General features: G+C 49.8%; 13 protein-coding genes and 1 pseudogene. 1 reads left to right on the plus strand and 13 read right to left on the minus strand.

From position 1 onward, the window contains the following. Positions 1–334: pseudogene (locus tag ACQ661_RS11580) on the plus strand (IS4 family transposase); the annotation flags it as partial. A gap of 48 nt (positions 335–382) precedes the next feature. On the opposite strand, the gene ACQ661_RS11585 reads toward ACQ661_RS11580, so the two are convergent. From ACQ661_RS11585 to pyrC, 13 genes are all read right to left on the minus strand, one after another. Next, positions 383–2299, minus strand: a complete 1917-nt coding sequence (locus tag ACQ661_RS11585) for a Calx-beta domain-containing protein (RefSeq protein ID WP_431668404.1) — start codon at positions 2297–2299, stop codon at positions 383–385. Positions 2300–2498: 199 nt separating this feature from the next. Beyond that, a complete protein-coding gene (locus tag ACQ661_RS11590) occupies positions 2499–2996 on the minus strand; it encodes a pilus assembly FimT family protein (protein ID WP_431668406.1) in 498 nt (165 codons plus the stop codon). A gap of 61 nt (positions 2997–3057) precedes the next feature. Further along, the gene (locus ACQ661_RS11595) at positions 3058–3660 is read right to left on the minus strand and encodes a type II secretion system protein (RefSeq protein ID WP_110076005.1); all 603 of its coding nucleotides are present in this window, start codon (positions 3658–3660) and stop codon (positions 3058–3060) included. Positions 3661–3766: 106 nt separating this feature from the next. Beyond that, the gene (locus ACQ661_RS11600; protein WP_431668408.1) at positions 3767–4996 is read right to left on the minus strand and encodes a type II secretion system F family protein; all 1230 of its coding nucleotides are present in this window, start codon (positions 4994–4996) and stop codon (positions 3767–3769) included. Beyond that, positions 4983–6770: a GspE/PulE family protein gene (locus tag ACQ661_RS11605; RefSeq protein WP_431668409.1), complete on the minus strand. Its 1788-nt coding sequence runs from the start codon at positions 6768–6770 to the stop codon at positions 4983–4985. Before ACQ661_RS11605 ends, ACQ661_RS11600 begins: the two co-directional genes overlap by 14 nt. 1 nt (position 6771) lies before the next feature. Continuing rightward, positions 6772–7959, minus strand: coding sequence for a tetratricopeptide repeat protein (locus ACQ661_RS11610; protein ID WP_431668410.1), 1188 nt, complete (start codon positions 7957–7959; stop codon positions 6772–6774). Continuing rightward, the gene (locus ACQ661_RS11615) at positions 7956–8873 is read right to left on the minus strand and encodes an ExeA family protein (RefSeq protein ID WP_431668412.1); all 918 of its coding nucleotides are present in this window, start codon (positions 8871–8873) and stop codon (positions 7956–7958) included. Before ACQ661_RS11615 ends, ACQ661_RS11610 begins: the two co-directional genes overlap by 4 nt. A 21-nt stretch (positions 8874–8894) precedes the next feature. Further along, positions 8895–10577, minus strand: coding sequence for a pilus (MSHA type) biogenesis protein MshL (mshL, locus tag ACQ661_RS11620; RefSeq protein ID WP_431668414.1), 1683 nt, complete (start codon positions 10575–10577; stop codon positions 8895–8897). Next, complete coding sequence (locus tag ACQ661_RS11625) at positions 10574–10942, minus strand: hypothetical protein (RefSeq protein WP_431668416.1); 369 nt, start codon at positions 10940–10942, stop codon at positions 10574–10576. Before ACQ661_RS11625 ends, mshL begins: the two co-directional genes overlap by 4 nt. Next, positions 10929–11585, minus strand: coding sequence for a hypothetical protein (locus ACQ661_RS11630; protein ID WP_431668418.1), 657 nt, complete (start codon positions 11583–11585; stop codon positions 10929–10931). The genes ACQ661_RS11625 and ACQ661_RS11630 overlap by 14 nt, the downstream gene beginning before the upstream one ends. Continuing rightward, a complete protein-coding gene (locus ACQ661_RS11635; protein ID WP_431668419.1) occupies positions 11582–12256 on the minus strand; it encodes a hypothetical protein in 675 nt (224 codons plus the stop codon). The genes ACQ661_RS11630 and ACQ661_RS11635 overlap by 4 nt, the downstream gene beginning before the upstream one ends. After that, on the minus strand, positions 12253–13158 hold the full coding sequence (locus ACQ661_RS11640; protein ID WP_110076014.1) for a hypothetical protein: 906 nt from the start codon (positions 13156–13158) through the stop codon (positions 12253–12255). The genes ACQ661_RS11635 and ACQ661_RS11640 overlap by 4 nt, the downstream gene beginning before the upstream one ends. A 159-nt stretch (positions 13159–13317) precedes the next feature. Continuing rightward, the gene (pyrC, locus tag ACQ661_RS11645) at positions 13318–14370 is read right to left on the minus strand and encodes a dihydroorotase (RefSeq protein WP_153826478.1); all 1053 of its coding nucleotides are present in this window, start codon (positions 14368–14370) and stop codon (positions 13318–13320) included. Between the last annotated feature and the right edge of the window lie 10 nt (positions 14371–14380).

Genomic DNA, 14380 nt, shown 5'->3' on the forward strand with positions numbered 1-14380 from the left:
AAGCAAGCGACCAGAAATGATACGCCAAGAATTATGGGGAATACTCTTAGCGTACAATAATATTCGCTATCAGATGGTGAAAATGGCGAGCAAAATTAGGGGGATATATCCAAATCAACTGAGTTTTACCTCGTGTGCCACAGCAATTATTAACTGGCTATACACGGCTTCACTTAATTCAGCGGGGAATATCCCGAAAACTCTCGAACACCTTCAAGAAATTGCGGAGCATTACGTTTTGCCACTAAGGCGAACCGAGCGGGTTTACCCACGAGAAGTTCGTTCAAAACCTCAGAAATATGCGAGAAAAAAATGCCAGTCAGCTCTTAACTGACTGGCATTAGCCATCGAGGCGCCTTTTTTAACTTGTTTGTTAGCACTATTAGGGTGCTTCAATGATGACCGTAATGGTACGCTCTTCGGTGCTGCTACCTAGCTGCATATTGTTAGCTTTGGTAACGACCAAGGTAAACTGGCGTTCTTCAGCGTAACTCGACCCCACCAAGGTAAAGTCGACGATGATCTCATCATCATGCTTAGCAAAGCTGTATTCGGGAAGAATACCGGTAAAGTCACGATTCTCAATCGCACTGCCGTGGTTAACCGCAAGCTCAATCGACCCCGCTAAAATTGCCGCGCGATCAAAAGGTAACACCAGCTGTACGTCAAATGATGTGCCATCGTCGGGGCGTTGGAAGGTGATGGTTGCTGGTGTTTCTAGCACCGGCAACGCCAGACCACTCGCCCGAATTGAAATACTCATGGAGCGACTCTCGGGAAGTTGAATGCCCTCTGCATCATAGAATTCTAAGGTAAATTCCTTACTTTCGGCACCTAAGCTATCAAACAAAATCTCAATATCGAGGTACAGGTTTTCGTCGCCCTCGGCAAAGGTCACAGCTTGGTCGCTAATAGCGGTATAGTTATGGCCAGCTAACGCAGTACCATCCACACTGCGTACCCTTACGCTACCAGCAGTGGGCGCAGGCATCGACAGTGGTAGCATTAAGCTATAGGTGACCGGACTGGCATTGCTAAAAGGCTCTGGCACTTCTACCATGGGCTGTAGCTGCAATTCTGCGGTGGCCGGGGTTGATGCCGACACTGGTAGAATCGTTAATTGCAATTCACGTGCATCAGGTAAGGTCACGTTTGTTGCTGAGCTAATCTGCAGATAGAATGACAAAGGTTCCGTCATGCCCAAGGGCGTCCGCATCACAGTGACCGGCACCAACACTTCAGTATCGCCGGCGACAAAGTCAATCTGTTCAGAGAACGCTTGAAAATGCTCACCCGCTAACGCTGTGGCTGATTGCGTGGCTAATCGGAACGAACCTGCTTGGCTTGCAGGCGCAGAAAACGGCAAGAGTAAGTTGAACGTTGCGCTGCCACTGGTGGGTTCATAGAGGTCGGTGACGCTCGGCCATAAAATGCTCGGCACCCCTCCCGCTGTTTCATCGTTTACATTGATAACAGTAACTGGCACTGTACGCGTGGTTGGCAGCTGTACATTGGTTGCCGTTTCTGCAAGTAACGAAAACTCGAGATCTTCAGCTTGGTTGGCATCGGCCATTAATGTTATCGAGAACACTACTTCGCGCGCTCCCGCAGCCACCGGCAAGATGTGATCGAAAGCCTGGAAGTTGACGCCTGCTTCAGCGCTACCCTCGACGGTTCTGAGCTTAATCTCACCAGCCACCGGCGACGGCTCGCTTAAGGTGAATACGATCGGATATTCAATGCTGTCACGACCCACTCGCGGTGCCCGTAAACTCAGGTTCTGCGGTAAGCTCAGACTGGCTTGATTCACCGGATCCACCACCTCAGTGGTGGAATAGATGGTGACAGTTTGCGTGGTGCTGCTGCCTAATTGCGCATTAACTGCACCCGTAAGCTGGATCTGAAAGGTGACATCTTCGGTATCACCGTTACCATCGAGAATATCGACACTGAATTGAGCTGAAGTAGCCCCCTCGGCAAAGGTGACAGCATCATTGAAGGTACTGTAATGAGTACCCGCACGGGCCGTATCGCTGGTAGTTGCGACACTAATACTACCGGCTGCCGGTGCCGGATTAGAAAACTGAATACGCACCTGTAACGCCGTGGTTTGCCCGGCGGCGGGTTGACTCACCTCATTGCTAGCCAGCAAAGACAGGGTTGGATAAGGATTGGCGCTACCACCGGGCTGTTGGTCGGGATGCTCACTACCACAGCCGCTCACCAAAGCCAGCATCGCTAGAACCGCAAAGAGCGGCTTCAAGAAGGCACTACCACTGAATTGTTTCGTCCACTGCATACTCATGATCCTTTTGCCATCATCTAAATAACAACTTTTTGACTATACATGAATTGCTTACAGCTGGGTACCACAAAAGCGTAGCTATTAGGGTTGAAGTTGGCATTATTCATTGTGATCAACTGCCCAATTGCTGAACGCCTGCCAATAAAAAAGCCAACAAGCAACGCTTGTTGGCTTTTCGCTAGCTTGTTAGTGATTAACAGCCATCAGTTACTAGACGAATAACTGCAGGTGTAACTGCATCTGCAGCTTTAGTATAAATTACATAACACTCACCATCGGTCGTACCGTCTGCATTTGTAACACGATCTGCAGGGAAGATTAATACGTTACCATCAGCTACTGTGGCGTTACCGCCCCACCCTGCGGCCAAAACTGAGGACCATTCAGTTGAATCAATCTTCAAGGCTTTTAAAATACCATCAGCCGCAGGGTCTGCTGCTGGATAGCCATATTCAACATTAATACCATCTACAGTAGCCGTTGCATTCTTTTCAACACCGGCAATTAAAGATTTACCATAAACGATATCTGTAGCAGCCTTAACCGCACCTTGCATACCCTCGACAGTAGCCTTACGAGCATCACCAGAGAAATTCAAAAACTGTGGTGCTGCAGTTACTGCCAAAATACCTAGTACCACGATAACGATGATCAGTTCGATCAAGGTAAAACCTTTTTGTTGTGTTTTCATAAATCACTTCCTTTTTTAAAAAAAGCGGGACTATCCCCAAAAATTAAACGTAAATGTAAAATTAGTTGTTACTAAAGATACTCACCCCACCCGTGCGAGGGTTGTATACAAACGCATTACCGACGCTTAGGTAATCAGTTCCGGTAGGAGCTGACGCTAAGTTTTTAATGGTATTTGCTAAATAATACACGCAAATATCATTTACTCCGTTACTTTCTCGTACTACATAGTAACGGTTTTCACCCAACAGGGTAAAACTGGTGGTGGCAGTAGGCGCACCTTGTAAGATCGCTTGCATGATGGTGCGGCAATCTTCGCTTGTTATGTTCAGGTCATGGGCGTCTAAATTATTGTCGCCACTTACTGGATAACCGGTACTTCCGTCCACGTTTACGGTAATGCCATCCATAATAATTTCTACGCCAGCCCCATCGATATTACCTTTGGGTCGGCCGCGTAGTTCCCACTCCGCACGTACTAGGCCCACAGCGCTGGCAAAGCCACCGGCAACACCTTCAACTGCGGCGTCTTCGGCATCTGCGGTCACGCTGGTGAAGCGTGGTAAGGCAGAGGCGGCTAATAACCCTAAAATGACGACCACGATAATCAATTCAATCAAGGTAAAGCCATTTTGTTTCAGCGCTAATGCTGGTTTGTTAGCCATCTTCTTATCCTTATAGTCCCTATGTTTACTATTATCAATTGTGCGAGAAATAATCGCAAATATTATAAGTTAAAGTCTTTTGTTTTAAATTTGTTAAATTAGTGCCCTAGCGGTTTTTATAGGCGTTCATCATGTCCCACATCGGGGTAAAAATACCTAGCGCCATAATAGAAATCATAACAGCCACCACAATCAGCATAATAGGCTCGATTTTGGCGGTTAAGCTTTTTAAATCATAATCTACTTCGCGCTCGTAGTAGTCGGCTACTTCGTGCAGCATCTCATCAACGCGACCGGTTTCTTCACCTACTTGAATCATCTGCAATACCAGTGGGGTGAACAGCTCACTGCTACGAGAAACTCGCGAGAGACTTTCACCACGCTCAATATTACGGCGCATGTCATTGATTTTCTTGCCCATCCAGCGGTTATCCACGGCATCGGCGACTAAGCTTAAGCCCTGGGTGAGAGGGACGCCGGCCTTGAGCATCACCGCGAAACTTCGCGAAAAGCGCGACAACAAGGAGCGGAAGATAATGTCTCCCACTAAGGGGATCTTCACTTTAAAATAATCCCACTTCATCTCACCTGACGGGGTTTTCACGTACCGGGTTGCCGCAATCGTGGTTACTGCTATGCCTAACAGCAAGGCTGGCCACCAATTCACAAAAAAGTTGGAGGTGCCGATGAGGATGCGCGTCGACAAGGGTAGCTCCACATCAAAACGTGAAAACATATTCGCAAAAGTCGGAATGACGAATATGTTCAAAACAAACATTGCGATCACCAAGGTGATAATAATAAAAGTTGGATAACGCAAAGCGGTTTTAACTTGCTTACGGGTTTCTTGTTCCTTTTGCAGGTACTCAGAGAGCTGCATAAAGGCTTCTTCAAGTTGCCCGGTATTTTCACCTACGTGCACGATGGCGACCAATAAGCGTGGAAACACCTTGGGGTGCGCTGCCATAGCCGAGCTCAGCTGGCGACCGCGCTCCAATTGGTCAACCACTTCGTGCAATACCTGGCTTAGACGCTTGTTACTGGTATTTTCTGCTAGCCCTTGGATAGCGCGTAGCAACGGAATCCCAGCCTTGGTTAAGGCATACATCTGCCGTGTGAATACGATCAGATCATCGCTGCTTATCTTGCGTTGAAACAGTGAGCTGGTTGGCTTTTTATCGTCTTTACTAGAACTGGCAGCTCCAACATTCAGTTGAATAGGTGTAATTCCACGGCGCAGCAAAGCCTCGGCAGCTGTATTCTCGGAGCTAGCTTCTAGCACCCCTTGCACTAACTGACCTTGGCCATCACGGCCCCGATAACTATAACTCGCCATGGCTCGTATCTACCTGACCGTCAGTTTGCTCAGATGCTGTTGCAGTGCTTACTCGTAATTCTTTTTCTTCGACGGTTTCAGCCAAGAACAGCACTTCATCGATGCTAGTGATACCTTGCATCGCGTAATCTAACGCTACATTCGCTAGCGGTTTAAAGCCAGGGGAGTCTTTCGCTGCATGAGCAAACTCACGCATATCACCGTCTCGTAACGCATCAATCATGGCTTCGTTAATTTCTAATAATTCAAACACACCGATACGACCTTTATAGCCGGTATGATTGCAATTACGACAACCTTTGCCTTTAACAAAACCACTGCCATCGGCAGCAATTTCTGGATTCATAATCCGCAAAATGGCTAATTGATGCGGTTCTACCACAGCACTAGTTTTACAATTTTCACAGACCCGTCTAATTAAGCGTTGTGCCAGCACGCCGCGTAAAGCAGCGCCAACTAAATAAGGCTTTGCTCCCATATCGATTAAACGCAACGCACTGGTAATAGAGTCGTTAGTGTGCAATGTCGTCAGTACCAAGTGACCAGTGATAGCACCACGCAGACCGATTTCGACGGTTTCGTGATCACGCATCTCACCCACCATGATGATGTCAGGGTCTTGCCGTAAGGTGGTGCGTAGTACGTTAGAAAAGCTCAAACCGATCTTAGCGTTTACTTGCACCTGAGAAATCCGCGGCAGACGATATTCCACTGGGTCTTCTACAGTAATAATCTTTTTCTCAGCTTGGTTCAGCTCACTCAAGGCGCCATACAAGGTCGTGGTTTTACCTGAACCTGTTGGTCCTGTTACCACAAACATCCCATACGGCCGATGCACTAAGCGCCGCACGCGGGCCAAAATATCCTTGGGCATACCTGTTTGCTCGAGATTGAGTAGCCCAGCTGATTGGTCGAGCAAACGCATTACGCAAGATTCGCCATACTGCACCGGCATGGTTGAAACCCGCACATCGATACTATGGTCGCGTACTTTAATGTTAAAACGACCATCTTGGGGCAAGCGTTTTTCAGAGATATCTAAGCCTGACATCAGTTTCAAACGAAGTAGCAAAGCGTTAGCAATATTGGTCTCGGTTAAGACGTTTTCTTGCAAGGCGCCGTCCACCCGCATCCTAATACGCAAAGCTCGGTCGTCTGGCTCGATATGAATATCAGATGCTCGTACTTGCACCGCATCGGCAAAAATCGACTGCAGTAATTTTGCAACGGTTGCATCGTCATCATCGGCATCGAGTGATAGCGCACCCAGATCAAACTCGCCACCGTCCTGAGTTTCGGTCTGCAACTCTTTGGCGAATTGAGCGATATCTTTGGTGCGTCGATAAAGATTATCGAATGCACCGAGTAACTCGCTATCCGGTACTACGGCTAAGCGCATCTCCCGCGGTTGTAGAAACTGTGAAATTGCATCCACGGCAGCGAGGTCGGCTGGGTCGCTCATAGCCACTAAAGCCGAACTTTCGTCAGCTTCAACGACTAAGGCACGATGACGCCTCGCCTGTACTTCAGGTACTAGGTTGACGACGTCCTCAGGAATTCTTTTGTCACTTAAATCTAATAACGGAATATTTAATTGGCGTGCCAAAAACTCAAGCAAATCGTGCTCTGAGATGAAGCCTAAATCGATCAGAGTTACCCCTAATTTACGCCCATTTTGCTTTTGATCGGCCAGCGCCTGCTGCAATTGGTTTTCAGTTATGATGCTATCTTGGACGAGTAAATCGCCAAGCCGCATTTTTAAACGAGGGCGCATACTAATTGGCCTCCGGCTCGGTAGAGGTTAATGCGTACAGACGATCCTGAATGTATTGCCGCGCCTCGCCGCTTAAATCGCGATATTGCAGCGCCTGTTGATAGGCACGCACGGCTGCCGCCGGGTTGTTCGAATCTTCATGGGCGACCGCTGCAGCTAACCACCAGCGGCTTTGTAAAAAGCGTCCTGCTAATACCGTGTAATCAGCAGCGGCCTCGGCGTGGTAGCCCAATTGGTTGGCGGCGGCAGCGCGTAATTCAAGCAGCTCTAGAGCTTCATCGGTGTCTTCATTGATGTTAATTAATGCACTATAGGCTTGGTCAACACGGCCCATACGATCCAAAATACGTGCGTATAACAACTGCCACTCGCTTTGTTGGGGATGTCTATCTAAGCCTTGCTGCAACACCGTCAGCGCCCGCGTAGCAAAACCTCGTCCGTACCAGTAAGCGGCTAGTTCGCTGCGTACTTCAACATGCATGGGTTGTACTATCAGTGCCTTCTCGAGTAGCTCTTGAGCCAGATCGCGATCGCCTTTGGCCATGGCCTCACGAGCACGGCGTAAGTTGGTTTCAGCTAGCTGCTCAGGGGTAAGCTCAACGCGCTCGACTTTCATGCTGGAGGCCGGAGTTGAGGAAGGGCTCGGCCCCACCTTCGGAGCTGGGACCGGAGCTAGGACCGGAGCTGGGGCCGGAGCTGGGTCCGCAAGTTCCTCATGCGCTGATTCAGCCGGCTGGCTGACTGCTGCAATTGGTGTAGCCGGCTCGGACACTAATTCTGTTTTCTGGACAGGCTCGGTTGGCGCTGCTGGTTGCTGTAGTTCTGCGACATTCACGACCAATTGATTACGGCTGTCGGTAGCGGCGGCATCGTCACTCGCATCGCTAACTGCGCTGATCGCTGCTGGCTCAGGTTCTTCTTGCAAGGCCTGCATCACATAGCTGCTGGGATCCGTGCTTGAACTCTCAGTAAGCTGCGGAGCTGGGTCCAGAGCTGGGTCTGCAAGTCCTTCATGCCACCATTGCCAGACCAACACGGCTAGGACCAAGATGGCGCCGATGCTGGCGATGAGGGCCACGCGGCGCTTGCTGCCCTGGCTTGGTGCTACGGCTGCGGGTGTGTAAGCTTGGTTGTTTTGCTGTTGCTCGCGTTTATCAAGATCGCGCAGCATGCGGTTTATCACGCTCATGCTAAATACTCCGCTAACCAGCCTTGGTAATAACCAAAAGCTAGAATTGCCGCTACTACGGCAGATAAGCCCAACAACCACCAACCCCAGTTGGCGTTGGGTAAATAGGCATCCTCGGTGTCATCTACTGCCATCCGCACATGCTTGGGAGTAATGCTATACACCCCTTCGCCGTAGCTAAGCAGCAACACCTTATGACATAACACATTGGCCAAGCGAGGTATGCCGCGACTGGCTTGGTGCAACATGGCAACCACTTTGGCGCTCATCATCGGCGGCCCTTTGTAGCCGCCAATATGCAAGCGGTGCGAAATATAACGCGCCAACTCTTGCACGCTCATCGCCTGTAAATGATAACTAAAAGAGATGCGCTGGCGTAACTGTCGATGTTCGCGAGCAGCTAAGCGCTCATCCAATTCGGGCTGGCCGAACAAGACGATATGCAGCAGCTTGCGCGACTCGGTTTCTAGGTTTGAGATCAGCCGCAAGGCTTCTAAACTGTCGCTCGGTAGCGCTTGCGCTTCATCCAGCACGATCACCACGGTTTTGTCCTGCTGGTTGATGTCTAACAGCCGCTGCTGAATGGCTTGGGTAACTCGTTGCTGACTGTGCTCGCCGTGCAGGTCTATTTGTAGCTCTTGGGCAATTTGGGCACGCAATTCTTCCGGGCTCAAATAAGGATTAGGAATGTATGCAGTGACATAGTTTTCGGGTAGCTCATTAAGTAGCTTGCGACACAGCAAGGTTTTACCCGTGCCAACCTCGCCCACGACTTTGATAAAACCTTCACCGGTTTGCAGTGCCGTCAATAACACCTCCAGCGCTGACCGATGACCCTCAAGATCACAGTAAAAGCTGGTGTTCGGTGTTAATGTAAAAGGCAGTTCACGCAAGCCGTAGTGGTTTTGGTACATTAGCTCTTCCCGTTGCTGATGTTACTCATTGCCATACCATTTTTTCAGAATATCGCTAGAGCGTTGCAGCTCTTCTTGCCAGCTCTCCGCACCAATAACCGTGGGGCGAATTAAAATCACCAGCTCTTTCTTCTGCTCCACGCGGCGGGTATTTTTAAACAAATTACCCAACACCGGAATGTCTCCCAAGAAAGGTGCTTTCGATTCTGAATCTGTGTACGAAGTTTGCATCAAACCGCCTAACACCACGATCTCACCATTACGGGCTTTGACAATGGTATCGCTTTCACGAATGTTGCTTTGTGCTAGCGGTAGAACAAAGGTGTCATCGTTCAGCTTCACGACTTTTTCTTGTTCTTGGGTTTGCACCACACTCGGATGCACATGCAGAATCACTTCTCCGTTCTCGCTGATTTGCGGAGTAATATCCAGCGAAATACCTGAGAAAAACGGCGTTAGCTCAATGTTCGGCGTAGAGGTAGTAGCAGTACCTGTGACCGTGGTGGTGGAGACATCTGTGACAAAGTACTCGTCTTCACCAATCTTAATCACGGCTTTTTGGTTATTAGCCGCACTAACCCGCGGGTTCGAGAGTACTTGCACGTTTCCTTGGCTTTGCAACAAATTAAGTGCGCCAGAAAAGTCACCGATGTTCAGGGTCATGCCAAACACACCGCCGAGGCCTCCAGAGGTGACATCACCGCCACTTAGACTCACCGACCCCGTTACTTGGTCAACGCCAAAGAAGTCACTGACGCCACTGCCAGCTTCAAATAAATCATTCCAGTTGATGCCTTGTTGGTAGTCATCATTTAAGGCCACTTCAACAATCCGGGCTTCAAGAATCACTTGGCGTTGTAAACGGCTTTGGGCGCGCTCCAAAAACTCGCGGGCAGCGCGTAATTCACCTGGCAACGCAGTGATAGTCACTAAGCCTGCTTGCGGTGCGACGACGACCCGACGACCATCACCGGTACCAACGATGCCTTCAATAATAGCTTTTAAATCTTTCCACCAATCGGTTTCAGACGAGCTACTAATAGACGAGCCATTGGTTTGCATGCCACCTAAGTTTGAGCCGGCTTGGTTCGAAATTCCACCCTGATTACCCAGCAAGTTATTGTTGGTGTTACCGCCAAAGCTGTTGCTACCAGAGCCGCTATTACTGTTGCGGTCACTATCTTTAACCCCGCCCGAGCTGACGCTGGTTTGCGATACACCCATACGGCGCAAGGCTAAGTAATCTAGCGAAATCGTCTCGCTACGTAAGCCCGCTGGAAACACCTGAATCATGCGGTTGTTACGACGCACATCGTAGCCATAAATATCCCCAACCACGTCGAGCGCTTCAGTGAGGGTGACATCCTTTAAATTAATCGTAATCATCCCGTCTACATCTGGATGCACGGCAAAGTTATAAGGAGAATCCACCGCTAAACCGGCAAAAAATTCAGCCGCAGGCATGTCGTTGGCGGCAATAGAAAAACGTGGTTCAGCTAACAACTGAGCACTGGCTGCTCGCAACTGATCTTGCTGACCACGCAGGCTGGCCCGCACGGACTCGGGTAACGGCGGACGTTCGCTGGCCTTGCCTTTGGCGTTAGGGTCTAACGCTTGTTGAAATTCTTCCGGTGGCTGTTCTGGTTGATGCGCACAAGCTGCCAATAATGCGCTTAGCGCCGCAACCAATAAAACTCGCTTCATGGTTGACTCTCCGAGTTAGCCGCTTGTTCTTGCCCAGATTGCAATTTAACGTTGCTAAATAAGGCTAACCGTACGGTTTTGTTGGTTTTAGAATCCATTAAGGTCACTTGATTCATATCAATGGCCCGAACAATGTATTGATTTATCGTATCGCCAACAGAAACACGCTGCCCGCCAATCAGTGCGGTGCGTCGTGTACCTCTCCATTGAATCGCTTGTAATTTAAGTTCTGCCGCTAGCGCTGGCCCCGCAGCATTGGTGTTACTACGCACCACCGGTGGCGCCGTTGGGTCGCTCAGCTCTTGTGCAGAAACGGGTGCTGCTAGCAGCACTGCAACTATCAATAACCTACTAGCTGGCCACATAGTCACGCTCCAGACTCAAGGTATAAATTTCTATGGTCACTTCTGCTTGCGGCGCTTGCTTCACTCGGTAATCGAGTTTTTGCCAATAAAAGTTCCAATCCAACTCCTCAAGCCGGTTGAGGTAGTTCCGCACGGCAAAAAAGTCGCCGGTAACAGAGAGCTGCAAGCGGTGCTTGTAAATGGCTGTCGTGTCATCTTGCGCATCTTGATACACCCGTTCTGGCGGCAAGGCTTGGGCTGACTGTACTTTGATGCCACTGGCTGAATCTAACAGGGCGCGCAACAGTGCTTTGTTGTCGGAGGCACTGATGTAGTTGGCCTCGGCATTCAACTGGGCTTCTAAGCGATCTAGACGCTCTTGCAGTTGTCCGCGACGACTTTTTAATTCTGCTTTCGGATCACCAGCTAAGCGTGCTTTTACCGCTGCGAGTTCTTGCTCAAAGATACTAATTTGCTGCTGTTGTTGGCGCTGAGTTTGGCGTTCGGTAGCTAATTGCTCTTGAGTGGGCAACAACACCAGCCACACCCCAAGGTAAACCACCACCGCCACGGCCAGCGCTAACCAAAACTTACGGCGCCCTTGCGGGAGCAATAAAAACTGCTGCTGCCATTGTTGCCACTGTTGCGTTAGTTGTTGCATCATGGGCGAGCCCCGCTGCCGTTATTAGTGGCGCCAGAGCTGTTAGAGCCAGAGCTGGTGCCTAGTTGACTAGGCTGCAACAGCAAACTACCGTGACTGTCACTGCCCACAGTAAACTGTAACGCGCCATTTTGTTCATCGCGCAACTCAAACACCCCAAAATTACGGTTCTTCAGGGTCGGATAATTAGAAAAGCTGGCTAACCAACGCGGTAAGGCACTGGCCGCAGTGGTATGGCCTTGCAAGGTCATATCCTGATAGGCCAACACAATTCGTTGCAACCAGATGTTGTCGTTGTCTACGCGAGCTAAATCTGTCATCACATTAGCGAAGCTAGGCTGACCGGTTTGGGTTACTGAACGCATATGCTGTAACAAGCGCTGCCGTTGCGCCAGGCGTAACTCAAGCTGGTCAATTTCGGCCAGTAGCTGTTTATCGTTGAGGGCCTGCTTGAGCAGCTCTTGTTGCTGGTTAACTTGCTGCTGTACGGCGGTGTTTTGTGCGCTCAGCTTAGCTGTCGTTTCTTGCTGATTGGCCAGATACCACTTGCTCAGCCCTGCGCCAATCATCACTACAACCAATAAGGTACCCACCACTAAGCTAACAAGCTTTAAAGTAAGCGGATCACGGTTAGGTTGTAGCTCAGCGACATACAAGTTAGCTATGCGTTTCATGCTGCTTGCTCCTTGGCTGGATACAGCAACTCACGCGCCAGCATAACCCCACCTAACACTGGGAAATCAGCAAAATCGGCGGTAGCCAGTTCTTGCGCCCACAACGGATACTCGGCCCACTGCACCTCAAACCCTAAATCGTCAGCTACTTGTTGTTGCAGTGCGGCGCGATGCTTTGAGCCCACCGCTAACACCACTTGCTTGATCGGGCGCTGGCGTAGTTGCCGTTCAAAGTAATCAGCTGAGCGCTGTACCTCAATACTTAGCGGTGAACCACCACCTAAGCTGATCTCATCAGCGCTGAGTGCACTGATTTGCTCCAGCGCTCGCACTAAACGGTTTACCTGCAACTCGCCTTGTTGGTATACCTGCAATAAGGCGGGCTCGATATCATGCTGATAGACCACCACGCTGGGCTCTTGCAATTGGGTAAACAAGCGCGACACGGCCTGCTCTTCAGCCACAATACCGCAGATATTTTCGCTCAGCTCTTGGGCTGCTTTAAGCACGCCTTGCAGCATCGTTTTATCCGCTACAATTGCGTTGATTTTATCTTGTCCGGAGAGCTGTACTGGGCTGTCGTAATAATCGGCAATGATGTCGGCGGGTGCGAGCGATACCAGATCGCGCAAACTGTACTTCAACGCTTGGCTGATTTCAGCGGCCGGTAACTTGGGCCTATCGAGCTGCACACTTTGATACAGCGATGGGCCCAGCACCACCAACAAGGCTGGATTACCTTTGATGTACTTAGGATATTTGTGTGCCAGTTCTTGCATGGCATGGCCCCATTGCCCGTCCGCAACCTCTTGATGATCGGACACGATCAAGGCTGGTGTAGACTCATTAATTTCTGCAATAGCTAACGACACGCCTCCTTTGGCCAACGCAAAGGTTAGCACCAGGTCGTTCCTAGACTTAGCTCGCCACAAATTAAGCAATGCGAATATCCCTTACAAATTATGTATTTTATTATAGGTATATTATGACTTTATAACGGATATAAAACCATGACTTGGCGACAATTTCTACAATGTTAAATTGTTCATTGAAATGTTGCGTTATTGTTTAATGCGCCACTGCAGTGGCTCTCCTGCCCAATAAGGCACCATGGGCCCAACTGCAGTAGCTACTGTCGCTGGTACCATCCACTGGTCTTTTTCTAAGGTAACGGAGCTGGTAGCACGAGGCAACCCGTAAAAATCAGCACCAAACCCACTGGCAAAATCAGCTAACTTGTCGAGCGCATTCATTTGCTCAAAGAACTCAGCATACAACGGCAAAGCCGCCGGTGCTGAATAACAACCGGCACAGCCACAGGCAGTTTCTTTGCGCGATTGTGCATGAGGTGCCGAGTCTGTTCCTAAAAAGAAGCGCGGATGCCCCGATGCAGCAATACGCCGCAGTTCTAATTGATGGTCGCGACGCTTTAAGATAGGTAAACAATAGTTATGCGGACGCACCCCACCTACCAACAAGTCGTTGCGGTTCATCAACAGATGTTGCGGAGTTATGGTTGCCGCTACGTTTGCACCAGCCTTTTCCACGAATTCTACGGCATCAGCGGTGGTGATATGTTCTAGCACTAACTTTAACTGCGGATGCCGAGCCAATAAAGGCCGTAAGTAACGGTCAATAAACACCTTTTCACGATCAAAGATATCAATCTCAGCACTAGTCACTTCGCCATGCACCAACAAGGGCACACCATGACTCGCCATGGCGGCAAACACCTCGTCGAGGGCCTCAATGTCAGTTACCCCGGCCGCGGAGTTAGTGGTGGCCCCTGACGGGTAGAGCTTGAAGCCAATAATCGCCGGCTCGGCAGCCGCTGCAACTATGGTTTCAACACTGGTGGCTTGGGTTAAATACAGGGTCATTAGGGGTTCAAAACTGCTGCCGGCTGGTACCTGCGCTAAAATGCGATTGCGATATTCCAAAGCTTGAGCAACTGTCGTCACCGGCGGCACCAAATTAGGCATCACCACAGCTCGGCCAAACACAGCGGCGGTGGCAGGGACTGTGGTCGCGAGTAAATCACCATCGCGTAAGTGCAGGTGCCAATCGTCTGGTGTTGGAATTGTTAGGTGGTTCGCCACCGCTGCAGAACTCATATCAACCTCG

Origin of the sequence: Pseudidiomarina sp. WS423, assembly GCF_050750165.1 — a bacterium.
Taxonomy (GTDB): Bacteria; Pseudomonadota; Gammaproteobacteria; order Enterobacterales; family Alteromonadaceae; genus Pseudidiomarina; species Pseudidiomarina fusca.